The following is a 23133-nucleotide window of genomic DNA, read 5'->3' on the forward strand; positions in this document are numbered from 1 at the left end:
CGGCCGACACGCCCGCTCGCGGTGCAAGGGGACGGGTGTCAGAGGTTGGCGAGACGGGGCACCGAGCCGCGGGCCCGCAGCCCCGCGCCGGCGCGGCGGGTGAGTTCCCGTGAGCTGCCGAGCAATCCGTCGAGCACCAGGGCGCGCTTCACGTGGCGGTGAAGATCGTGCTCCTCGGTGAAGCCGATGCCTGCGAGCACCTGCTGGCAGTGTTTGGCCGCGGTCAGCGCCGCCTTGCCCGCGGCTGCTTTTGCCAGCAGTGCGGTGAGATCGGGGTTGTCCGCGCCGGGGAGGGTGAGCGTAGCCTCGGCGCCTTCGATGGCCACGAGTGTTTCGGCCAACCGGTGCCGGACGGCCTGGAACGACGCGATCGGCCGACCGAACTGGACGCGGTCGAGTGCGTGCCGGCGCGCCAGGGACAGCATCGCTCGTGCCGATCCGACGAGCCACCAGCCGACCGCCAACCGGGCTTCGGCGACCCGAATGGGATAGCCCTCGTCCTCGCGGCGCAGCGGCAACCCGCCGAGCGTCGGATCAGCGCTGTGCGCGGTCGTCCGGTCCCACACGACCCACGTGTTGCCGGCATACGGCAACGGCAGCTCAAGCGTCCCGCCGATCTCATTGCCCGTGGCGTTCAGTACGACATCGACGAGAACCGAGGCGTGCGAGCCGGTTTCGCCCAGCAGGCGGAATACCAGTGGCACGGCCACATCCGGCATGTCGGACACCATCTCGGCCCAGCCGAGTTCCATCAGGGCCGCGTCGAGCTCAGGGCCGGAGGCCGAAAGCATGGTCTTGCGCAGACCGTCTTCGAGTAGTTCGAGCGACTCTCGATCCATGGTCACTCCTTCCCGAGGTCGAGCAGCCGACGGGCGATGATGTTGCGTTGCACTTCTGCGGTGCCGCCGTAGATCGTGGCTGCGCGCGAGTACAGATACTCGGTGCGCCATTCGGTGTCGTCGAGTTCGATGACGCCCGGCAGCAGATCGCGCGCCGTGTCGTAGAGCCGCTGTTCGGCACTTGCCAACAGCACCTTGTCGATCGAGGTGTCCGGACCGAGCTTGTGACCGTCGGCCAGCCGGTGCTGAGTGGCCCGGGACCGGCAGCGCAGCGTGTGCAGGGCCAGGTACGCCTCGCCCATGTCGGAGTCCACAGCCTGCCCGAGATTCTTGACCTCACCGACCAACGCGTCGAATCGCGAGTACAGGTAGGCGATGCGCTGCCAGAAGCACGTCGAGCGCTCGTAGGGCAGCAGATCCATCGCAAGCTGCCAACCGTCACCGGGCTTGCCGAGCATCCGGCCGGCGTCGACCGCGACGTCGTCGAAGTACACCTCGCAGAACTCGTCGACGTCGTGCATGGTGCGCAGCGGGCGCACCGAGATGCCTGGGGTGTCGAGGTCGACGAAGAACGCCGTGATGGCCTCGTGGTTGGGAGTGTCGGCATCACCGGTGCGGGTGAGCAGTATGCAGCGGTGTGAGTACTGGGCGAAACTCGTCCAGACCTTCTGACCGTTGATGATCCATTGGTCGCCCCGCTGCACGGCGCGCGTGGTCAACGACGCCAGATCGCTGCCCGAGCCCGGCTCGGAAAAGCCTTGACACCACTGCTCTTCGCCGCTGAGCAGCTTGGGCACCATCTCGGCCGCCAATTCGGCCGGCGCATAGTCGATCATCGTCGGCGCCAGTACTTCGAGCATCGAGTACGGTCCCGGCTCGGCGAGCCGGCGGCCCACCACCTCCTCGCCCACGATGGCCCGCAGCATCGCCGGACCGCCGAGGCCGCCCGCATGTTCGGGCCAGCCGTAACGGCTCCAGTCGGCGTCGTACAGCGCCCGCTGGACGCGCGCGAACTGGCGCATGTGCCCTTCGAGCGTGTGGTCGCCGGGCGGGGTCAGATCGTTCTCGTCGAGCCAGCCCCGCAGTGCCGTGCGGAACTGAGCGGGGTCGTGCAGGTCGGTCATGCGGACGGCCGCCCGATCGCGTGTGGTTTGCCGTGGTCGTGCGCGCCGCTGCGGCGGATGAACGTCATGGCTCTCGTCCGCAGCCGCCAGCCGTCGGCGGTGCGCACGTAGGTGTCGTTGTAGTACCCGATGCGCATGTCGTGCGCCGAGTGCTCGATGAAGCACAGCGGCTGCGTGCCACTGGCCGCGTCCGGGTTGTCCGGGTCGAACGTCACCAACGCCGTCCCCGTCATGAACAGACCTTTTGGTGCGGCATCCACCAGTACCGGGAAGCGTTCCAGCGCATAGGTTTCGCCGAATGCGCTGTATGTGCCGTCGGGCGTGAAAACACTCACCAGACCGTCGATGTCGCCCTGGGTGATCGTCACCGCGTACTTGGCCAGCACCTGCTGGATCTCGACGAGGTCGTCAGTTCTCGCTTGCGTACTCATTGCGAAAGACCCTACCCCCCTTCATTACAAATTTCACATCCCTTGTAACGCTGATGTCCTGCAGGGGATCGCCGGGGACCGCGATGATGTCGGCGAGGTAGCCCTCGGCGATGCGCCCGAGGTCGGTCCGGTTGATCAGGTCCGCGCCCACCACGGTCGCCGCCCTCAGCACCGCGGCCGCAGGCATACCCCAGTCGACCAGGGTCACCAGTTCGTCGGCGTTCTTGCCGTGCGGAATCGCCGGCGCGTCGGTGCCGACGGCGATCTTGACACCCGCCTCGTAGGCGGCCTTCACCGACGTGCGTGCCTTCGGGAACATCTCGGCGGCCTTGGCCTGAAGTTCGGGTGGAGCCTTCGAGACGTCCATCGCCTCGGCCAGCCGGCGTGTGGTGACCAGGAACCGGTCGTTGTCCACGAGCATCTGGATGGCCTCGTCGTCCATCAGGAAGCCGTGCTCGATGCAGTCGATGCCGCAGGCGACCGCGTGCTTGACGGCTTCGGCCCCGTGCGTGTGCGCCGCGACCCGCAGGCCGCGCCGATGTGCCTCGTCGACGATGACCCGCAGTTCCTCGTCCGAATAGTGTTGGGCCCCAGCTTCTCCCGTGAGGGACATGACGCCGCCAGAACAGCACACCTTGATCAACTGGGCACCGTGCTTGATCTGGTAGCGCACCGCCTTGCGGATCTCGTCGACGCCGTTGGCGATGCCTTCCTCGATCGTGAGCTCCAGCACGCCGGGCATGAAGGCCGCGAACATCGTGGGGTCGAGGTGCCCGCCGGTCGGCGTGATGGCATGGCCCGCAGGAACAATGCGCGGCCCTTCGATCCAGCCGGCGTCGATCGCCTTGCCGAGTGCGACGTCGAGCAGGTAGCCGCCCGTCTTGACGAACAATCCGAGGTTGCGCACCGTGGTGAAACCGGCACGCAACGTGCGACGGGCGTTGCCCACCGCGCGCAGCACCCTCGTCGGCGGATCGTCCTGCACCTGGGACAGTCCCGGGTTCTCACCCCGGCCGCCCATCAGCAGGTTGACCTCCATGTCCATCAGGCCGGGCAGCAGGATCGCGTCGCCCAAATCGACGATCTCTCCCGCTGGCTCACCGCCAAGCCCGACGATGCGGTCGCCATCGACCTTGACGATGCCGGGGCGAATGATCTCCCCGGCATCGACATCGACCAGACCCGCGGCTTTGAGGGTCAGCATGATTGCGCCGACACTACGGTTGTTGACGGATTTCGGGTGATTTTCATCAGAACCCGCAGTCTCGGCGATGCGTTGGGCACGTTCAGACCACCGGCTCCTTGACGAGCTGGATATAGGCCGCGCCGCTGTCGAGCACGCGGGGCTGTTTCCACACCTCGACCGGGAAGCTCACCATCACGATCGATTGCCCGAGATGCACCAGGGCCTTGGCGTCTTCGGGCATCCCCTTGAGCGGGAACCGCGCGTCGACATAGACCATGATGTCCTCGAGCCGTGCCATGCCGGCGTCGTAGAGTTCCTGCATCTCCTCCATCGTGGAGTCGAGACGCTTCTGATAGCGCTCCTCTTCGGTCGGCAGGCACCAGTCGCTGAACCGCTCCAGGTCGGCGAATTCTTCGGGAAGCTTAGACATTTGCGGGATCCTTCGTGGTCTTCGTGTGAGCCGCACCGTTGGCGGAACCGTTCCCGTTGGCCAGTGATTCTTTGTACCGGTCGACGTACTTGTGCGCGGTGTGGTGCAGATGGCGCAGCAGGATCTCCTGGTCGCACAACGGGAAGTCGAGTACGGCGCGGGTGCCGATCTGCGTCTGTGTGGCCTCCAGCGTGTTGGCGTCCTGGAACGCGTACTCCTTGAACGTCACCGCGGCAAGTTCCTGAGAGAGCCGTTCGCGCAGGTTCTTCGGCGGGACGAAGTACAGGTCGGCCTCGAAGATATGGGTGTCCACACCGGTCGGCCAGTAGTTGTAGGTCAGATACCAGCCCGGCACCCAGAAGAGCAGGGTGAAGTTGGGGAAGAACTCGAATGAATCCTGGCCCCAGGTCTTGTGCCGCCCCGGATTGATCGCCGGCGGCAGCTCCTCGGGCAGGATGCCCTTGATGGCGGGGCGATCCCACGGCCCGAACAGGCCACTGTGCAGGATGCGCTCGATGGGCTTGACCATCTTCAGGTCCTTCGGCGGGCTCATGCCGCCCCAGGACGAGATCATCGAGTGATCGCCCTTGATGTCGTAGTGCAGCGCCTCGAAGCCGAACTTGGCCAGCTTCTCGGCTTCCTCCTTCTCCGCCTGCTTCATGTGAAGGATCGGCGCGTGGTAGAACTCGACGAACGCATCGATGAACAGCTTCCAGTTGGCCTTGATCTCCGAGCGGTAGCTGTAATGCTCGGTCATCTCGTGGAACGGATAACCCTTGAGGCCCTGGCCGAACTCGCCCAGATACTCCTCGAGCGACACCGCGTCATCGTCGAAGTTGACGAAGATGAAGCCCTCCCACACCTCGCAGCGCACCGGCTTGAGCGGGTAGTCGGCCTTGTCGACGTCGAAGAACTCCTGCTCCTGCTGGATGAAGGTCAGGTCGCCCTTGAGGTTGTAGCGCCAGGCGTGATACTTGCAGACGAACTGGCGGCAGCTGCCGGAAACCTCTTCGCCGGGGTAGTCGTTCCACACCAGTTTGTTGCCGCGATGACGGCACAGGTTGTAGAAGGCACGGATCTGGTCGCCGTCGTTGACGATGATGATCGACGTGCCCGGGCCGACCGACGGCAGCTCACGGGTGATGTAGCTGCCCTTCTTGGGAATCAGCTCCACACGGCCCATTTGCAGCCAGGTCTTTCGGAAGATGGCCTGCTGCTCCAGCTTCCAGTGTTCGGGGTCGATCGAATCCTCGTAGTTCACTGGCCCGGTGCCCAATTCGGGCCAGTTCTCGGTCCAGCTGCCGGCGGCCGGCTTCGGGAAAAACGCCACTTGTCTACCTACTTTCTGGTTCCGAGCCGGATTCGGGCTCAATGCCAAATGTGTTGTAAGCCATGGCCATCAGGCCGTAGCCGCCGACGGTGAAAACCAGGTCCATGCGCTGGCGCTCGTCGAATTTCTCGCTGAGTGCCGCCCACGTGCGATCCGAGATCCGGGAGTCCTCGTCGAGTTCGTCGACCGCGTCCATCAGTGTCTGGTCGAACGGATCGGTCGCCTCGCCCCGCGCGATGCCTTCGATGTCCTCATCGGTGAGCCCTTCGGCCTTGCCGATGAAGACGTGGTGAGCCCACTCGTATTCGCACTTGCGGCGATGGGCGATCCGGAGGATCGCGAGTTCGCGGGTCCGTGCGTCGAGCGTCGAGCGGAACAAGAGGTGGTTACTGAACCGCAGAAAAGCTTTGGTGAGCCGCGGATGGCGCGCCAGCGTCGACAGCGCCGTGCCCGCGCCCGCCGGGTTGAGTCGCTCGTCGGGGAGCATCACCGAAAGCGCTCGCAGCACCTCGTCGTCCCACTCGTCGGCGGGCAATGGGGCCAGACGCACGTACGGTTCTCCTCTCGATCCCTCTCGCTGGCGAGAATCATGTTCTCATTTCCGACTAACAGGTTTCCATCTTTTCGCGCAACGGTCAATGGGAAGTCGTCGCGTCGCGGGCTGACCAGGGTGTATCTGCTCGTCAGCGATGGCACACATTGATTCTCTCTACGCGAGAAGCTAGTTTTCTGAAGTAGAGAACCTGGTGAGCACACGGGAACGGAGCACCGCCATGCAAAAAGACGACATGATCTTGATCAGCGTGGACGACCACATCATCGAGCCGCCGAACATGTTCAAGAACCATCTCCCTGCGAAGTACCGCGACGAGGCGCCGCGGCTCGTGCACAACCCCGACGGCAGCGATACCTGGCAGTTCCGCGACACGGTGATACCGAACGTGGCACTCAACGCGGTGGCGGGCCGGCCGAAAGAGGAATACGGGTTGGAGCCGCAAGGTCTCGATGAGATTCGCAAGGGCTGCTACGACCCCGACGAGCGGGTCAAGGACATGAACGCCGGCGGCGTGTTGGCGACGATGAACTTCCCGTCGTTTCCCGGTTTCGCCGCGCGGTTGTTCGCCACCGAGGATGCCGAGTTCTCGTTGGCGCTGGTGCAGGCATACAACGACTGGCACATCGACGAGTGGTGCGGGTCCAATCCGGGCCGGTTCATTCCGATGGCGATTCCGGCGATCTGGGATCCGCAGTTGTGTGCCGACGAGGTGCGGCGCGTGTCGAAGAAGGGCGTGCACTCGCTGACGTTCACCGAGAACCCCTCGACCCTCGGGTATCCGTCATTCCACGATCTCGAGTACTGGAAGCCGTTGTGGGAAGCCCTGGTCGACACCGACACCGTGATGAACGTGCACATCGGGTCGTCAGGCAAGCTCGCGATCACCGCGCCGGACGCGCCGATGGACGTGATGATCACGCTGCAGCCGATGAACATCGTCCAGGCCGCCGCCGATCTGTTGTGGTCGGCACCGATCAAGGCCTATCCCGACCTCAAGATCGCCCTGTCCGAAGGTGGCACGGGGTGGATTCCGTACTTTCTGGATCGGGTGGACCGCACCTATGAGATGCACTCGACCTGGACGCATCAGGATTTCGGCGACAAGCTGCCCTCCGACGTCTTCCGTGAGCACTTCATGACGTGCTTCATCTCCGATCCCGTCGGCGTCAAGAACCGGCACCTGATCGGCATCGACAACATCTGCTGGGAAATGGATTACCCGCACTCCGACTCGATGTGGCCCGGTGCGCCCGAGGAACTGTGGGCGGTGTTCGACACCTACGACGTGCCCGCCGACGAGATCAACAAGATCACGCACGAGAACGCCATGCGGCTCTACCATTTCGATCCGTTCAAGGACGTTCCCAAGGACCAGGCCACGGTCGGCGCATTACGCAAGGCCGCCGAAGGCCATGATGTGTCCGTCCGGGCCCTGAGCAACAAGGAAAAGACCGGCACGAGCTTCGCCGATTTCCAGGCCAACGCCAAAGCCGTGTCCGGCGCCAAAGACTGAACGAGGAGACCGCGAGTGTCGGGTGGTATGAATTTCGAGCTGACCGAGGACCAGGAGATCATCCGTAAGTCCGTGGCCGAGCTCGCGGGCAAGTTCGACGACCACTACTGGATGACCAAGGATCAGGCGCACGAATTTCCGCAGGAGTTCTACGACGCCATCGCAGGTGGCGGCTGGCTCGGGATGACGATTCCCGAGGAGTACGGCGGCCACGGCCTCGGTATCACCGAAGCCACGATCCTGGCCGAGGAGGTCGCCCGGTCCGGCGGCGGCATGAACGCCGCGAGCGCCATCCACATGTCGATCTTCGGTATGCAGCCGGTCGTGGTCTTCGGGTCCGACGAGATGAAAGCCGAGACGCTGCCCCGGATCGTGAACGGGGATCTGCATGTGTGCTTCGGCGTCACCGAACCCGGTGCGGGCCTTGACACTTCGCGCATCACGACGTTCGCCAGGCGGGACGGCGACAATTATGTGGTCAATGGACGCAAGGTGTGGATCTCCAAAGCGCTTGAGTCCGAGAAGATCTTGCTGCTCACCCGGACCACGCCAAGGGACGAGGCGGCCAAACCGACCGACGGCCTGACGCTGTTTCTCACCGACCTGGACCGCGATCACGTCGACATCCGCCCGATCAACAAGATGGGACGCAACGCCGTATCGTCCAACGAGCTGTTCATCGACGACCTTCGCGTCCCGGCCGAGCACCGGATCGGCGAGGAGGGTAAGGGTTTCAGTTATATCCTGCACGGTCTCAACCCCGAGCGGATGCTGATCGCGGCCGAGGCACTGGGCATCGGCAGGGTCGCGCTCGACCGGGCGGTCAAGTACGCCAACGAACGCGTCGTATTCGACCGGCCGATCGGCATGAACCAGGGCATCCAGTTTCCCCTGGCCGACTCCTTGGCTCGCCTCGACGCCGCCGAACTGATCCTGCGCAAGGCCACGTGGCTCTACGACAACGGCAAGCCGTGCGGCCGCGAGGCCAACATGGCGAAGTACCTGTGTGCGGACGCCGGATTCGCAGCCGCCGACCGTGCCCTCCAAACACACGGCGGGATGGGCTATTCGGAGGAATACAACATCTCAAGGTTCTTCCGGGAATCGCGGTTGATGAAGATCGCCCCGGTGAGCCAGGAGATGATCCTGAACTTCCTGGGTGCCAACGTTCTCGGCCTGCCCAAGAGCTACTAGAGGAAGCGCTACTGCATGAGGACCTATTTCGACCTGACCGGACGTTCGGCTCTCGTCACGGGCGCAGGTGCCGGCATCGGCGCCGCGGTGTCCGAGGCGCTGGCCGCCGCGGGTGCCGCCGTACTCGTCACCGACATCAGCGGTGACGCGGCGGCGTCGGTCGCGGAGCGCATCAATGCGGCGGGTGGGAAGGCCGACAGCGCACCGCTCGACGTCAGCGACCGTGACGCTGCCGTCGCGGCCACCGAACGCGCGGCCGGGCTGGGCGAGGGCAAGCTGCACATCCTGGTCAACAACGCAGGCGTCACGTCGCCCGCGATGTTCCCCAAGCTCACCGACGAGACGTTCCGCCTGACCTTCGACATCCACGTCATGGGCACATTCCACGTCACGCAGGCCGCGCTGCCGCACATTCCGACCGACGGGACCGGACGCGTCATCAACGTCACGTCGTCGGCCGGTATCACCGGAACGCTCGGCCAGGTCAACTACTCGGCGGCCAAGGCCGGCCTCATCGGGTTCACCAAGTCGCTCGCACGGGAACTCGCGACCAAGAACATCATGGTCAACGCGCTGGCACCGCTGGCAGCGACCCCGATGACCGAAACCATCCGCACCAACGAGAAGTTCGCGGCCAACATGATGAACCGCATCCCGCTCAAGCGCTGGGCCGAAGCCGACGAGGTCGCGGGCGCGTTCGTGTTCCTGGCCTCCGATGCCGCGTCGTACATCACCGGCCAGGTGCTGCCGGTCGATGGCGGCATGGTTATGTGACGGGCATGCCCCACGACACACCAGGTAGCGCAGGTCCACTGGCCGGGATCACCATCGTCGCGCTGGAGCAGGCGGTATCCGCGCCGATGTGCACGCGGGTGCTCGCCGACTTCGGCGCTCGGGTCATCAAAGTCGAGAACCCCAGAGGCGGGGATTTCGCGCGGGACTACGACGAGGTCGTCAACGGTCTTGCTGCTCACTTCGTTTGGGCCAACCGCGGCAAGGAATCCATCACGCTCGACCTGAAGTCGGCAGGCGGCATGGATGTGCTGCACCGCTTGCTGGACGGCGCCGACGCGCTGGTGTCCAACCTTGCACCCGGTGCGATGGCGCGCATGGGGTTGTCGCCGGCCGACCTGGCGCAGCGTCATCCGCACGTGATCCCGGTCGAGATCGACGGGTACGGCACCGGGGGACCGTTGTCGCACAAGCGTGCCTACGATCTGCTGGTCCAGGCCGAGTCGGGGGCCTGCGCGGTCACGGGCCATCCGGACATGCCCGCCAAACCCGGCCCGCCCGTCGCTGACATCTCGACCGGCCTGTACGCGGCGCTGTCGATCATGGCGCTGCTGATCGGCCGTACCCGGCAACCGTCGGATGCGCCCGCGCCCGCGGTTGCCGTGAGCCTGTTCGACACCATGACCGACATCATGGGTTATCCGCTCACGTACACCCAGCACTCCGGCATCGACCAACAGCCGTTGGGGATGAGCTCGCCCGCGGTGTCCCCGTATGGCGCGTTCCCCACGCGCGACGGCCAGACAGTGGTGCTCGGCACGACCAACGACCGGGAATGGCAGCGGTTGGCCCGCGACATCATCGACCGGCCGGATCTGGCCGACGACCCGCGCTTCGCGACCAACTCCGACCGCTGCGCGAGCCGCGATGTGCTCAACGAAGCGATCGGAACCTGGTGCGCCCAGCACGATCTCGCCGAGATCCAGCAGATCGCCGACGAGGCGGGCATCGGGAACTCGCGCTACAACCGGCCCAGTGAGGTGATCGCGCACCAGCACCTCAAAGACCGGGACCGATGGCGGACCGTGGCCACGCCCAACGGCGACATCTCGGCGCTGCTTCCGCCGCCGGTGATCTCCGGCCACGAGCTGCCGATGGGTGCGGTTCCCGGCCTCGGCGAACACACCGATGCCATCCTGAGCGATATGGGCCTCTCCGCCGAGGACATCGCGGCCCTGCGCGGGCAGGGCGCGATCGGCCCGGCCTACCCGACGTCCTAGATACCGAGATCGGAGCAGTCCAATGCGTGAAACCGTAATCGTCGAAGCCGTCCGCACCCCCGTGGGCAAGCGCAACGGCGGACTGTCCGGCATGCATGCCGCCGATCTGTCCGCGCTGGTGCTCAACGCTCTGGTCGAGCGGGCAGGCATCAGCCCCGACATCGTCGACGACGTCGTGTGGGGGTGCGTATCCCAGGTCGGCGACCAGTCCAGCAACATCGGCCGTTACTCCGTGCTGGCCGCCGGCTGGCCCGAGCACATTCCTGGCACCACGGTCAATCGGGCGTGCGGTTCGAGCCAGCAGGCCCTGGACTTCGCGGTGCAGGCCGTGATGTCGGGACAACAGGATGTCGTCGTGGCCGGTGGAGTCGAGGTGATGAGTCGCGTTCCACTGGGTGCGGCTCGTGCTACCGGCCAGCCGTACGGCCCGAAAGTGCTTGACCGGTACCGGGATTTCTCGTTCAACCAGGGCATCTCGGCCGAGCTGATCTCGCAGAAGTGGGGTTTCGACCGGACGCGGCTCGACGAATACTCGGCAGCCTCGCATGAGCGTGCCGCGGCCGCGCAGGACGCGGGCGCCTTTGAGACACAGATGATCACGGTGTTTCCCGATGACGGTGACCCCGTGATCTCCGACGAGGGCGTGCGGCGCGGAACCACGGCCGAAAAGCTCGCGGGATTGAAGCCGGCCTTCACCGAGGACGGCGTGATCCACGCGGGCAACTCGTCGCAGATCTCCGACGGAGCGGCGGCGCTTCTGGTCATGACCGCGGAAAATGCTGTGACCATGGGCCTTTCGCCGATTGTGCGCTACCGCGCGGGTGCGGTCACGGGCGCCGATCCGGTACTGATGCTGACCGGTCCCATCCCGGCGACCGAAAAGGTGCTGCGCAAGGCCGGCGTGAGTATCGACGAGATCGGGGTCTTCGAAGTCAACGAGGCGTTCGCGCCCGTGCCGATGGCATGGCTGGCCGAAACCGGCGCGGACGAAGCCAAACTCAACCCGCTCGGCGGCGCCATCGCGCTGGGCCATCCGCTGGGAGCCTCCGGCGCCGTCCTGATGACCCGCATGATCAACCACATGCGCGACAACGGAATTCGCTACGGCCTGCAGACCATGTGTGAAGGCGGGGGTACCGCCAACGCGACGATCGTCGAACTTCTCGCCTAGTAAAGGGACTACGCATGCAGCGAAACCTGTTCACCGAAGACCACGAGGCGTTTCGCGCCCTGGCGCGCGATTTCGTCGAGAAGGAAGTCGTGCCGCAATATCCCGAGTGGGAAAAGGCCGGCCGCATGCCGCGCGACGTCTTCAAGCAGATGGGTGAGCTCGGCATGCTCGGGATGGCGATCCCCGAGGAGTACGGCGGCGCGGGCATCTCCGACTATCGCTACAACGTGGTGCTGCAGGAGGAGGCCGCCCGCGCCCTCGTGACGCTGTCGACCGTACGCACTCAGCTCGAGGTCATCCTGCCGTACTTCCTGCACTACGCGAACGATGAGCAGCGCCAACGCTGGTTCCCGGGATTGGCGGCCGGGACATTGCTGACGGCGGTCGCGATGACGGAGCCAGGAACCGGCTCCGATCTCGCAGGCATGCGCACGACCGCCGTGCGGGACGGCGACTCCTACGTGCTCAACGGAGCCAAGACGTTCATCACCGGCGGCATCCAGGCCGACCTCGTTGTCGTCGTCGCGCGTACCTCGACCGACCCGGACAATCGCCGAAAAGGCTTGACGCTGTTGGTGGTCGAGGACGGCATGCCGGGGTTCGAGCGCGGTCGCGAGCTGGAGAAGATGGGCTGCAAGGTGCAGGACACCGCCGAGCTGTCCTTCACCGACGTCCGCGTCCCCGCCGCCAACGTGCTGGGGGAGGAGGGCGAGGCGTTCAGCTACCTGGGGCACAATCTGCCGCAGGAACGGCTGACCGTCGCGGTCGGCTCGGTGGCCCAGGCGCGGTCTGCGATCGCCGCCGCGATCGACTACACGAAGGACCGCAAAATATTCGGGGCCTCGGTCTCATCTTTTCAAAACACCAAGTTCGAGCTGGCGGCGTGCTCGGCCGAGGTCGAGGCGGCGCAGGCGATGCTGGACCGGGCGGTGGCCCTGCATGTCGATGGCGAGTTGTCGGGTGCCGACGCGGCACGCGTGAAGCTGTTCTGCACGGAGATGCAGGCGCGGGTCATCGATCGTTGCCTGCAGCTCTTCGGCGGGTACGGCTACATGATGGAATATCCCATCGCCCGGCTCTACACCGACGCCAGGGTCGCGCGCATCTACGCGGGCACCAGTGAGGTCATGAAGGTCATCATCGCCAAATCTCTCGGCCTGTGACCTGCGCCATTCACGCCATGTGACGGCTGTCAAGATTTACTCTCTCTGAGACACTTGTCACAGCGCCCAAACCAACCTACTGTGTGTTCACTAGGTTGGTTCGACGAAGGAGTTCGGTGACGCCTCCCGAGGTACCGTCTGAGGCCGCAAGGCCCTACGCGACACTGCTGGCCAAAGGGGAGGACCGCAGGCAGCGGATTCTTTCCGTGGCCGAGAGGTTGTTGGCCCGCAACGGGTGGCGGAACACCTCGCTGGCTCAGATCGCCAAGGAGGCCGGTGTCACGCCGGCTGGTCTTCTGCACCACTTCGAGTCCAAGGAGCAGTTGCTCAACGCGGTGCTCGATGCCCGTGACGACGATGACGACGCACACGCCGACCGGTCGGGCGACCTCGCTGACGAGATCAAGCGGGTAGCCGAGCGGTTCGTCCGGGCGCCCGAACTCGTCGGTACGTTCACCGTGTTGTTGGTGGAGAACATTCAGCCCGATGCGCCGTTGCATGATCGTTTGCTGAAACGTCAGCAGGATGCACGGGACATCGTCGCAGACATCATCCGCTGCGGTCAGCTCAGCGGCCGGTATCGCACAGATTTCGACCCGGTCACCAAGGCCGTGGAAATACTCGCCTTCGTAAATGGAATGGAGACCTCATGGTTACTCGATCCCTCACTGCCGCTGGCGGACGTGTTCAAGGGGTACGCCGAGATGCTGGCCCGAGAGATCGAGGCGCCGTCCGGCCACAGCGCAGCGGCCGGCCTGTGAGATTGGAGGACGACATGAGGTATCGGCTCGACGTCGTCGCACCCTGTGTGGTCGACGCGGTGCGGTTCGCGGGTGGCTGGCTCGTCGACCGGGTCATGGCCGGGTGGGATGTCACGGTGCTCATCGGTGTCGACGAAGACGTCCGCCCCTTGGAGATTCTCGGCGTCGACACCATGGACTTGGAGAGCGTGCTGGTGTCGTGGGAGGACCGGCCCCACCCCCAGACGGTGGCGGTGGCTGCCGACCTGTTCAACTCTGACGAGCGCGTTCGGCGCGGGGTCCTCGGAGCGCTTGAGCAGGGCCGGACCGAGGTGACGCTGTGGGGCGAGCAGTGCCCCGCCGATCTCAGCGTCGACCCGGTGCGTCACGAATTATCGGCAGCCGCACGGGCTTTCAAGGCTCAGGCGCTTGCCGCAATCAATCATCCCGATGCCGCGTCGGTCGGCTACACCGAAGCATTCCGCTGCGGCACGATGATCAGCCGATCAGTCCCGGCGGACCTCATACCCGCCAGCTGACGCTTGATCGCTTTCGGTCGAGTGGCCAGTTATGACACGACAACCGCAAGGTCACGTGTCATAACTGGCCACTGGGCGAGCTAGTTTCGCGGTTCAGGACACAAACGTCGGCATGGCGGCCCACCCGCGCACCGCGGCGGTCTCCGACGGAACCGCGTTGGGCCAGTCGACCTCCCACTCAGGGAACCGCTTCAGAATTTCCTCGAGCGCGATACGGCCTTCCAGCCGGGCCAGCGCATTGCCCATGCAGAAATGGGTTCCCGCACCGAAGGTCATGTGCGAACGCTGTTCTCGATGGATGTCGAAGACGTCACCGTCCGGCGCGAACCGGCGATGGTCCCGGTTGGCCGCGCCGATGAGCATCAGCATCGCCGAACCCTGCGGAACAGTGTGGCCGTAGTACTCGACGTCGCGGGCCACGTATCGGGCGATCTGCAGCGCCGGCGGCTCCCAACGAAGAATCTCCTCGATCGCCTGGGGAATCAGCCCTGGGTTCTCTGCGAGGTCACGGCGTTGATCCGGATAGTCGGCGAGTGTCTTACCGGCCCAGCCGATCAGCCGCGTGGTGGTCTCAGAACCGGCGGTGGCGATGACCGTCAGATACAGCAGGAGCTCATCACGGCGCAGCTTGCGCACCGTGCCGGTCTCGTCCTCGAACTCGGCATTCAGCAGGTCGGTCATGATGTCGTCGGACGGATGTTCGGCGCGCCAGTCGATGAATTCGGCGAACACCTCGCCGGTGGCCAGCGCGTCGACGGTCTGCCCCTGCAGCACCTCTTCGCCGTGGTCGGTGATCTGGCGCTGCCGATCTTCGGGGATGCCCAACAGCATGCCGATGACGCGCATGGGCATCTGCTCGCCGAGATCGTTGACGAAGTCGAACTTCCCGGACCCCACGATTGGATCGAGGCAACGCGCGGTGAACTCGCGGATCTGCGGCTCGAGCGCGAGCACTTTGCGCGGGGTGAACATACGCGACAGCAGGTTGCGGTGGATGTTGTGAATCGGCGGATCTTCGAAAATCAGTGTGCCCGGGGGGATCTCCATACCGGACTTGATGATCTCGAGCACCGCGCCGCGCCCGGAGATGAACGTTTCGTGGTCGACCACGCCCTTGTTGACGTCGTCGTAGCGGCTCAGTGCGTAGAAATCGTGCTGCTCGTTGTAGTACAGCGGCGCTTCTTCCCGGATCCTGGCGAAAACCGGATGGGGGTTCATGTTGAGGTCGACGTTGTACGGGTCGTAATAGACGTCGGATTCCGTCGGTACCGTCGGCGCGGCCATCGAAGCTCCATCCGGTGGGCTCGAGCGAGTCGAGTTGATTCGGGCACGTGCACTCGAACGGGATGAGTGCCACTGTGCACTTGCTTAGCAGGTTTGTCGACGCACGGTCAAGGTTCACGGGCGAGTCGGCGGCATTTACGATCAGCCCTAGAAATGTAAAGATGGTGTCACGCCGGACCGACGGGAAGACAATGACCGCTGAGGAAATCGTGCGCGCCGAGATCGCCGCATGGGGCAGCAACGACGTCGACGAAGTCATGAGTCACTTCGCCGAGAACGCGACGTTCGACATCGGACCCGACTGGCCGAAGCTGTCCGGGCGGGACGCGATCCACGAGATGATGAAGGTGTTCTTCGCCGGCGGTGAGTGCGTCGACCTTGAGATCTTGCATCTCGCCGTCGACGGCGATGTGGTGCTGATGGAGCGCCGCGATCACTGGATTGTGGACGGCAAGCAGATGAGCTGGCCGGTCATGGGCGCCTACGAGGTGACGGACCAGAAGATCACGGCCTGGCGGGAGTACTTCTACCCGCCGAAGCAATCCTGAGGAGCCCGATACCGCTTAGCGCACGTCGATGATGACCTTGCCGATCGCGTGCCCATCGGCGACGTGCCGCAACGCCGCAGCAGTCTCGGCTAGGGGAAAGACAGCGCCGATGTGTGGTTCGACGGCGCCGGCCGCCACCAACTCCCGCAACTCGGATTCGTTGCGCGCGAACTGGTCTGGCGGAATGTCCTGGAACTGAAAGCCCAGAATGTGCACCCCTTTGACCAGCACCAGATTGAGTGGAATGCGGGGGATGACGCCGGACGCGTAGCCGACGGTGACGAACCGGCCGCCCCGGCGTAATGATCGCAGCGCGGGTTCGGAGAGCTCGCCGCCGACCAAATCGACGACGGCATGTGCGCCGTCGGGAAGCGCGTGGCGCAGCGCCGAACGCAACTGACCGGCAGTGTGGTTGACAAGCCCGTACGCGCCGTAACCGGCGGCCACACCGAGCTTTTCGTCGGATGACGCCACGGCCGTCACGCGCGCGCCGAGCGCGACTCCGAGCTGTACCGCGGCGAGCCCGACGCCGCCGCCGGCCCCCAGCACGATCACGTCGTCGCCCCGCTGCACCTGTGCCACCGACCGCAGGGTGTGATAGGCGGTGCGGTGCGCGACGCCGAACGCCGCGGCCGTACGGTCGTCCACACCGTGGGGAACTCGGGCGAGTGCCCCGCCGTCGACGCAGACCTCCTCGGCGAAAGCTCCGAACATTCCCGTTCCGGTGACACGGTCGCCCACCGCGAAACCCGTGGTGTCTGCCGCGATCTCCGTTATCACCCCGGCGAACTCGCTGCCGGGCACAAAAGGCACCGGCACGTTCACCTGGTATCGGTCGGCCACCAGAAGTACGTCGGGGAAGTTGACCGCAGCAGCGCCGACGCGGACTCGAATCTGGCCCGGTGCCAGAACCGGTGAGGTGACCTCCTCGACCGCGACCGATTCGGGCGGTCCGTACTGTCGGCAGACCGCGGCTCTCACCGGTAGTCGCTGGATTCGGCCAGTTCGGCTGCCGAGGCCATCAGGTCGGTCACGACGGGCCCGAACGCCAGCAGTTTCTCGTCGTCGCCCGCGCGCTGAAAGCCCTGTTCCAGCACGATCGCAAGCTTCCACTTGGCCAGCACGAGGTAGTAGTCCAGATCGTCGACCTGGCGTCCCGAAACCCGGGCGTAGTGCGCGACGACCTCGTCACGCGACGGCATGCCGCGCATGTCGACGTAGCTCATCTCCGAATCGTCCGGCGCATTCGGATCGGCGGGCCAGCTCTGCACCATCCAGGCCAGATCAAGCTTGGGATCGCCGACGGTACCCATCTCCCAGTCGACGATCGCGGCGAGGGCGGCCGGTGCGCCGTGCCGGTACATGACATTGGCGAACTGATAGTCGCCGTGCATCAAGCCCGGGATGAAGTCGAGTGGCCGATGTGCACGCAGCCAGTCGGTCGCGACGTCCAGTCCGGGGAGCTCACGCTTCTTGATCCGTTCGAGGAAGCCGATCCAGCGGTCGACCTGCCGCTCGTGGTACCCGTCCGGCCGGCCGAGGTCGGCCAAGCCCCGCGTCTTCCAGTCGACCTTCGACAGGAGTGCGATACCTTCGGCGAGTTGGTAACTCAGGCCGCGACGGGCGCCGATGTCGCTGTTGAACGGTTCGGGCCACGTGCCGTGCCGGTCCATCGGGGACCAGCCGTCGACGAATCCCATGAGATAGAACGGCCGGCCCAGCACGTTTGAATCGGCACACATCGCGACCGCGGGGGTGTGCGGGACATCCGTGCCGTCGAGCGCTTCGATGATGCGCCACTCGCGCCGGATGCCCTTGTCGCGGTCGGGCGGAGCGCCAGGGGGTGGCATGCGGATGACGCACTGCTCCTCGCCGCGGCGCAGTTCGTAGATCACGTTCTGGGTTCCGCCGGACAGAAAACGCGCCGTGAGGGGTTCGCCTTTGCCGGGCAGGCCCGCGTTGTCCATCCAATCGGCAAGGCGCGCAACGTCGATCCCACTCACAGGTTGCCGACCTCGGCTTCCAGGTAGTCGGCGAACCGCGCCAGCGCCGCTTCCCGCTTACGGGGAATCCACTCGGTGGGCCAGGTGTCATCGGTCGGCTCGTAATCGCGCAACACCTGCCGGGCGACCGTCGTCTTGTGCACCTCGGTCGGGCCGTCGGCCAGGCCCATCACTGCCGCGCCGGTGACCATCCCGAGGAACGGCATCTCGTTGGTGACGCCCAGCGCGCCGTGCACCTGCATTGCGCGCCAGGCAATGTCATGCAGAACCGTCGGCATTACGACCTTCACGGCTGCGATGTCCTTGCGGACCTTCTTGTAATCGTTGTACTTGTCGATCTCCCACGCGGTGTAGAGCACCATCAACCGGAACTGCAACAGCTGTGCATACGAGTCGGCGATGTAGCCCTGCACGAACTGCTTGTCGGACAGACGGCTGCCCTGCGTCTCGCGGCTCAACGCACGTTCGCACATCATGTCGAGCGCCTTGCGGGCGAGACCGATGGTGCGCATGGCATGGTGGATCCGTCCGCCGCCCAGCCGGGTCTGGGCGATGACGAACGCCTGCCCTTCACCGCCCAGCAGCGCCGCGTTGGGCACCCGGACGTTGTCGTAGTGGATGAGGGCATGGGAGCCTTCGTCGTCCCGTTCGCCGTACAGGCCCACGTTGCGGACGATCTTGACGCCAGGGGTGTCGGTCGGCACGAGGAACATCGACATGCCCTGATAGGCGCTGACGTCGGGATTGGTCACCACCATCACGATCAGGAACGATGCGGTCGCAGCGTTGGACGAGAAGAACTTCCACCCGTTGATCACCCAGTCATCGCCGTCGCGTACCGCCCGGGTGGTGAACAGCGTCGGGTCGGCGCCTGCGTGCGGTTCGGTCATCGAATAGCACGAGAACAGCTCACCGTCGAGCAGCGGCCGAAGGTATCGGTCTTTCTGCTCGTGGGTGCCGTAGTGCGCGATGATCTCGGCGTTGCCGGTATCCGGTGCCTGGCAGCCGAATACGATCGGGGCCCACTGCGAGCGGCCCAGGATCTCGTTGAGCAGCGCGAGCTTGAGCTGACCGTATCCTTGGCCCCCGAGCTCGGGCCCCAGATGGGTGGCCCATAAACCTCGCTGGCGCACTTCGTCTTTCAGTGGAGCGATCGCTTCGCGGCGTTTGCCCTCCAGCGGGGTGTATTGCTGGTGAGGCCACACCAGGTCGAGGGGCTCGACGCGGTCGCGAACGAACTCATCCGCCCAGTCGAGCACCTGTTGATACTCGGCGTCAGTTTCGAAATCCCAAGCCATATCGCCTCCTTGCGATCTAGGGTTTGACGGTGTTGAAGCCGGCGATCAGTGCGGCGATATCGTCGGTCACCACGTCCGCGAACGAGCGGTCCCCATAGCTGCCCCCGGCCCAGTGCCGCACGCCTTCGCTCACGAGAATCTGGGCCAGATGCGACAGATGGCCCACGTCGACGTGGGCCGCGAGCTTGCCATCGACCTGTGCCCTGGCGAACAGCTCACCGAACATGTCCGCGCTCAGCGCATCCGGATGGCCGTCACCGCTCAGAATGCGGTGTTCGTGGCGGTAGCCCTCCAAGATGGTCTCGATGATCAACTCGGGCGGGTTGCGCGCCATCGACCGCTCCAGGCTGCGCAGCGCCTCGGCGATGACCGGCACCACGTCGTAATCGGAGTCGAGGAGAGATTGCACGCGCTTCTGCGCTGACCGGGTCGACAGCAGCCCCACCTCGAAGAGCACGTCCTCCTTGGCCGGGAAGTAGAAGTAGAACAGCGCGCGCGAGACTCCTGCGGCCCGGCAGATGTCGGCAACGGTCGTCCGCGCGTAGCCGTTTGTCCGCCACAGCGCCATCGCCGCCTGGACCAGATCGCGTTTGGTCTCGTGCGAACGCGCCCGTTGGTACGACGCCCGTCGCTGACCACCGTCAGTCCCTGTCGCGACGCCCGGCTTGGCCATTCTGCGAACTTTAGCAGCGGTTTTCTACGGTGGATATAGTTGACGTTCGTCTAACTAAGTCGAGTACGAGCCGCCGCTGCCACGAGTGGGCCGCGCGATCGCGCGGTATCGGATTGACGCGATACAGGCGCTGTGGAAATCTAATACTCAAGAATGAGAGCCGCATTCTCGCTGAGGCGGCTGGAACGGGAGCAGCACATGGCGATCGACCCAACCGGTATCGATTTCTTCCGCGATGAACGATTGGTCGACAACCCGTACCCGTTCTTCGAGGCGCTGCGTGACAGGTGCCCGGTCACACGCGAGGACCACTACAACGTGACGATGGTGACCGGGTGGGAAGAAGCCGTTCAGGTCTACAACGACGAGGAGACGTTCTCGTCGTGCATCTCGGTGACGGGTCCGTTCCCAGGCTTCCCGGTACCGCTGGAGGGCCGCAGCGGCGAAGAGGTCACCGAACTCATCGAAAAGCACCGCGACGAGCTGCCGTTCAGCGACCAGTTGCCGACACTGGATCCGCCGACACACACCGATCACCGGTCGCTGCTGATGCGGCTCATCACGCCGAAGCGCCTCAAGGAGAACGAGGATGCGATGTGGCAGCTTGCCGACGAAGTGCTCGACAACTTCCTCGCGCCGGGTGAGGGCGAGTTCATCAGGGGTTTCGCCGGCCCCTTCACGCTGTTGGTGATCGCCGACCTGCTCGGCATACCCGACGAGGACCGGGAGTCCTTCGTCAACGGCATCAAGCAACACTCCGGCGGCGGTGTCGGCAGCACCAGTAAGGAATCGTTGTCGCACAGTCCGCTGGAATTCCTCTACGGGCAGTTCGCCGACTATGCGTCAGATCGCCGGGCCAACCCGCGCGACGACGTGCTTACGGGGCTTGCCACTGCGACGTTCCCGGATGGGACGCTTCCCGACGTCGGCGATGTCGCCCGCGTTGCGACGAACGTCTTCTCGGCCGGTCAGGAAACCACGGTGCGACTTCTGAGCACCGCGCTCAAAGTGCTCGGGGAACAGCCCGACATCCAGCAGCGCCTGCGCGATGACCGCAGCCTCATACCGAATTTCATCGAAGAGGCCCTACGCATCGAGAGCCCGGTGAAGGGCGACTTCCGGCTTTCGCGCTGCCCGGTCACCATCGGAGACACCGAACTGAGCGCGGGCACCACGGTGATGGTGCTCAACGGGGCGGCCAACCGCGACCCCCGCCGCTTCGAAGATCCCGACACGTTCGACCCGGCTCGCAAGAACGCGCGTCAACACCTGGCTTTCGGCCGCGGCATCCACAGTTGCCCCGGTGCGCCGCTGGCCAGAGCCGAGACTCGCGTCGGCCTCGAGCGTCTGCTCGACCGCACGACCGATATCCGGATCTCCGACACCAAGCACGGGCCGGCGGGGGAGCGGCGCTACAACTACATCCCGACATTCATCCTGCGCGGCTTGACCGAACTGCATCTGGAGTTCGACACCTGATGCGCGTCAGGGTCGACGAAGACCGTTGTGCAGGCCACGGCATGTGCCTGACGCTGTGTCCCGAAGTCTTCGAGATGTCAGACGATGGTTGGGCGGTCGCCGACCCGGAGGACGTGCCAGCCGGCCTCGAGGATGCCGCCCGCGAGGCGGTCGAGAACTGCCCGGAACGGGCGATCAGCGAGATCTCCGAGTAGATAAGGACATTCGATGGCAAAAGGCTACGTAATCATCACCGAGGACATCAAGGATCCGGCGGGCATGGGCGAGTACGCCAAGTTGGCGCAGCAGGCCATGGCCGGCGCGACCATCGTCGCCGTCGACCAGAAGCCGGAAGTCGTCGAGGGAACCTGGCACGGCACCCAGACGGTCGTCCTGGAGTTCGAGTCCGTCGACGCGGCGCGCGAGTGGTACTACTCCGACGCCTACCAGAAGGCGGCCAAGGTCCGCCAAAGCGCGGCCGACTGCAACGGCGTGATCCTCTCCGGCTTCCCCGCCTGACCCGGCGGCCGCAGTGCGCTACAGCATCACCCACCCGATGCACACCCACCCGTATCACCCGGATCTGGTGAGCGGCAACGGGATCACCGCGGTGGCGGTTGCGGCCGAAGCTGCCGGTTTCGACGGGTTCGGGTTCACCGACCACCCGGCGCCGTCGCAGCGGTGGCTGGACGCCGGCGGTCATGACGCGCTGGATCCCTTCGTGGCAATGGCGTTCGCCGCGGCGGGCACGACAACGCTGCGCCTCGTGCCCAACATCGTCGTCCTGCCGTACCGAAACCCGTTCGTGGTCGCCAAATCCGGGGCAACCCTCGACCTGCTGTCCGGTGGACGGTTCACCCTGGCGGTCGGTGTTGGCTATCTTAAGCGCGAGTTCGCGGCGCTCGGCGTGGCCTACGACGAGCGCACGGAGTTGTTCGACGAAGCCTTAGAGGTCATCCGTGCCGTCTGGACCACCGACGACCTGACGTTCGAGGGCAAGCACTTCAGCGCCCGCGGCATCACGGCTCACCCACGTCCGGTGAGCCAGCCGCACCCACCGATCTGGATCGGCGGCAACACGTCCGCCGCGCGGTCGCGGGTGGCCAAGCACGGTGACGGGTGGTGCCCGTTCGCCGCACCGCCCGGCCTGGCGCAGACGGCGGGTACAGCGGCGCTGGATTCTCTGGACAAGCTGGCAGGCGGGGTCGAGGATCTTCGTGCTCGGTTGAGCGCCGTCGATCGAGACCCCGCATCGATCGACATCGTGTTCAACAACTTCGACGGTGGCAATCCCGGCGACGAGGATTTCAATGCCGACGCCTACCTGGCCGGCGTCGATAAGCTTGCCGCACTCGGGGTGACCTGGCTACATGTCACACTCCCGGGCGACAGCTTGTCCCACGCGCTGGAAACCGTCGAAAGCTTCGGTAAGTCTGTCATCGCGGCGGGCTGATCCGTTGACGCGGATCGAGCCCCGCGTGAGTAACGCAGTGGCGATTTTCGGCGTGGATTTCCGCCACAGCGTTACTCACGCGAACATTAAAAGCTCGGAGCCGCAGCAGAATTGACGCCAGGCGCACGATCAAACTCGATATTGTCCCTGGCGGGGTCGTCGCATGGATGCACAGCTCGGCCAGTTCG

Annotated in this window: 25 protein-coding genes; 13 read left to right on the plus strand and 12 right to left on the minus strand. The window is 65.0% G+C overall.

Annotation, left to right across the window (positions count from 1 at the left end):
- Nucleotides 1-38 precede the first annotated feature (38 nt).
- From ACRCUN_RS24525 to ACRCUN_RS24555, 7 genes are all read right to left on the minus strand, one after another.
- Nucleotides 39-839, minus strand: coding sequence for an acyl-CoA dehydrogenase family protein (locus tag ACRCUN_RS24525; protein WP_462144224.1), 801 nt, complete (start codon nt 837-839; stop codon nt 39-41).
- A 2-nt stretch (nt 840-841) separates the two neighbouring features.
- Nucleotides 842-1963, minus strand: a complete 1122-nt coding sequence (locus ACRCUN_RS24530) for an acyl-CoA dehydrogenase family protein (RefSeq protein WP_462144225.1) — start codon at nt 1961-1963, stop codon at nt 842-844.
- Complete coding sequence (locus ACRCUN_RS24535) at nt 1960-2394, minus strand: nuclear transport factor 2 family protein (RefSeq protein ID WP_462144226.1); 435 nt, start codon at nt 2392-2394, stop codon at nt 1960-1962. Before ACRCUN_RS24535 ends, ACRCUN_RS24530 begins: the two co-directional genes overlap by 4 nt.
- Nucleotides 2372-3598, minus strand: coding sequence for a metal-dependent hydrolase family protein (locus ACRCUN_RS24540; protein WP_462144227.1), 1227 nt, complete (start codon nt 3596-3598; stop codon nt 2372-2374). Before ACRCUN_RS24540 ends, ACRCUN_RS24535 begins: the two co-directional genes overlap by 23 nt.
- Nucleotides 3599-3680: 82 nt before the next feature.
- Entirely contained in the window at nt 3681-4010 is a 330-nt protein-coding gene (locus tag ACRCUN_RS24545; protein ID WP_462144228.1) for a hypothetical protein, read from the minus strand.
- The gene (locus tag ACRCUN_RS24550; RefSeq protein WP_462144229.1) at nt 4003-5340 is read right to left on the minus strand and encodes an aromatic ring-hydroxylating oxygenase subunit alpha; all 1338 of its coding nucleotides are present in this window, start codon (nt 5338-5340) and stop codon (nt 4003-4005) included. The genes ACRCUN_RS24545 and ACRCUN_RS24550 overlap by 8 nt, the downstream gene beginning before the upstream one ends.
- 4 nt (nt 5341-5344) lie before the next feature.
- Nucleotides 5345-5890, minus strand: a complete 546-nt coding sequence (locus tag ACRCUN_RS24555) for a carboxymuconolactone decarboxylase family protein (protein ID WP_462144230.1) — start codon at nt 5888-5890, stop codon at nt 5345-5347.
- A 223-nt stretch (nt 5891-6113) separates the two neighbouring features.
- Between ACRCUN_RS24555 and ACRCUN_RS24560 the strand changes: the two genes are divergently transcribed.
- The 8 genes from ACRCUN_RS24560 to ACRCUN_RS24595 all read left to right on the plus strand — a co-directional run bounded on the left by ACRCUN_RS24560 (nt 6114) and on the right by ACRCUN_RS24595 (nt 14228).
- Nucleotides 6114-7409: an amidohydrolase family protein gene (locus ACRCUN_RS24560; RefSeq protein WP_462144231.1), complete on the plus strand. Its 1296-nt coding sequence runs from the start codon at nt 6114-6116 to the stop codon at nt 7407-7409.
- A gap of 27 nt (nt 7410-7436) precedes the next feature.
- The gene (locus tag ACRCUN_RS24565) at nt 7437-8603 is read left to right on the plus strand and encodes an acyl-CoA dehydrogenase family protein (RefSeq protein ID WP_462144232.1); all 1167 of its coding nucleotides are present in this window, start codon (nt 7437-7439) and stop codon (nt 8601-8603) included.
- Nucleotides 8604-8618: 15 nt separating this feature from the next.
- Nucleotides 8619-9377, plus strand: a complete 759-nt coding sequence (locus ACRCUN_RS24570) for an SDR family NAD(P)-dependent oxidoreductase (protein ID WP_462144233.1) — start codon at nt 8619-8621, stop codon at nt 9375-9377.
- 5 nt (nt 9378-9382) lie between these two features.
- Nucleotides 9383-10615 (plus strand): CaiB/BaiF CoA transferase family protein, encoded by a 1233-nt coding sequence (locus ACRCUN_RS24575; protein WP_462144234.1) that lies wholly within the window; start codon nt 9383-9385, stop codon nt 10613-10615.
- A 22-nt stretch (nt 10616-10637) separates the two neighbouring features.
- Entirely contained in the window at nt 10638-11786 is a 1149-nt protein-coding gene (locus ACRCUN_RS24580; RefSeq protein WP_462144235.1) for a thiolase family protein, read from the plus strand.
- Between the two features lie 14 nt (nt 11787-11800).
- Nucleotides 11801-12949, plus strand: a complete 1149-nt coding sequence (locus ACRCUN_RS24585) for an acyl-CoA dehydrogenase family protein (protein ID WP_462144236.1) — start codon at nt 11801-11803, stop codon at nt 12947-12949.
- A 116-nt stretch (nt 12950-13065) separates the two neighbouring features.
- Nucleotides 13066-13710 carry a TetR/AcrR family transcriptional regulator gene (locus ACRCUN_RS24590; RefSeq protein ID WP_462144237.1) on the plus strand — a complete coding sequence of 215 codons (645 nt, stop codon included), beginning with the start codon at nt 13066-13068 and terminating at the stop codon, nt 13708-13710.
- A 14-nt stretch (nt 13711-13724) separates the two neighbouring features.
- Nucleotides 13725-14228: a hypothetical protein gene (locus tag ACRCUN_RS24595; RefSeq protein WP_462144238.1), complete on the plus strand. Its 504-nt coding sequence runs from the start codon at nt 13725-13727 to the stop codon at nt 14226-14228.
- Between the two features lie 93 nt (nt 14229-14321).
- Here the strand turns inward: ACRCUN_RS24595 and ACRCUN_RS24600 are convergent, their stop codons facing one another.
- Entirely contained in the window at nt 14322-15512 is a 1191-nt protein-coding gene (locus ACRCUN_RS24600; protein WP_462144239.1) for a cytochrome P450, read from the minus strand.
- Between the two features lie 191 nt (nt 15513-15703).
- On the opposite strand from ACRCUN_RS24600, the gene ACRCUN_RS24605 reads away from it, so the two are divergent.
- A complete protein-coding gene (locus tag ACRCUN_RS24605; RefSeq protein ID WP_462144240.1) occupies nt 15704-16060 on the plus strand; it encodes a limonene-1,2-epoxide hydrolase family protein in 357 nt (118 codons plus the stop codon).
- A gap of 15 nt (nt 16061-16075) precedes the next feature.
- Here ACRCUN_RS24605 and ACRCUN_RS24610 read toward each other — a convergent pair whose 3' ends face one another.
- Genes ACRCUN_RS24610 through ACRCUN_RS24625 form a run of 4 tightly spaced genes read right to left on the minus strand, consistent with a single transcriptional unit; the run spans nt 16076 to nt 20034 of the window.
- A complete protein-coding gene (locus tag ACRCUN_RS24610) occupies nt 16076-17041 on the minus strand; it encodes an NADPH:quinone oxidoreductase family protein (RefSeq protein WP_462144241.1) in 966 nt (321 codons plus the stop codon).
- Nucleotides 17038-18027: a phosphotransferase family protein gene (locus ACRCUN_RS24615; RefSeq protein WP_462144367.1), complete on the minus strand. Its 990-nt coding sequence runs from the start codon at nt 18025-18027 to the stop codon at nt 17038-17040. The genes ACRCUN_RS24610 and ACRCUN_RS24615 overlap by 4 nt, the downstream gene beginning before the upstream one ends.
- Before the next feature lie 32 nt (nt 18028-18059).
- Nucleotides 18060-19361, minus strand: a complete 1302-nt coding sequence (locus ACRCUN_RS24620; protein WP_462144242.1) for an acyl-CoA dehydrogenase family protein — start codon at nt 19359-19361, stop codon at nt 18060-18062.
- Between the two features lie 16 nt (nt 19362-19377).
- Nucleotides 19378-20034 carry a TetR/AcrR family transcriptional regulator gene (locus tag ACRCUN_RS24625; RefSeq protein ID WP_462144243.1) on the minus strand — a complete coding sequence of 219 codons (657 nt, stop codon included), beginning with the start codon at nt 20032-20034 and terminating at the stop codon, nt 19378-19380.
- A 198-nt stretch (nt 20035-20232) separates the two neighbouring features.
- Here ACRCUN_RS24625 and ACRCUN_RS24630 point away from each other — a divergent pair, with 198 nt between their 5' ends.
- Genes ACRCUN_RS24630 through ACRCUN_RS24645 form a run of 4 tightly spaced genes read left to right on the plus strand, consistent with a single transcriptional unit; the run spans nt 20233 to nt 22945 of the window.
- Nucleotides 20233-21513 carry a cytochrome P450 gene (locus ACRCUN_RS24630; RefSeq protein ID WP_462144244.1) on the plus strand — a complete coding sequence of 427 codons (1281 nt, stop codon included), beginning with the start codon at nt 20233-20235 and terminating at the stop codon, nt 21511-21513.
- Nucleotides 21513-21707, plus strand: coding sequence for a ferredoxin (locus tag ACRCUN_RS24635; protein ID WP_462144245.1), 195 nt, complete (start codon nt 21513-21515; stop codon nt 21705-21707). Before ACRCUN_RS24630 ends, ACRCUN_RS24635 begins: the two co-directional genes overlap by 1 nt.
- Before the next feature lie 13 nt (nt 21708-21720).
- Nucleotides 21721-22011 (plus strand): DUF1330 domain-containing protein, encoded by a 291-nt coding sequence (locus ACRCUN_RS24640; RefSeq protein WP_462144246.1) that lies wholly within the window; start codon nt 21721-21723, stop codon nt 22009-22011.
- Between the two features lie 13 nt (nt 22012-22024).
- On the plus strand, nt 22025-22945 hold the full coding sequence (locus ACRCUN_RS24645; protein WP_462144247.1) for an LLM class F420-dependent oxidoreductase: 921 nt from the start codon (nt 22025-22027) through the stop codon (nt 22943-22945).
- The last annotated feature ends 188 nt before the right edge of the window (nt 22946-23133 follow it).

Source organism: Mycobacterium venezuelense, assembly GCF_054919535.1.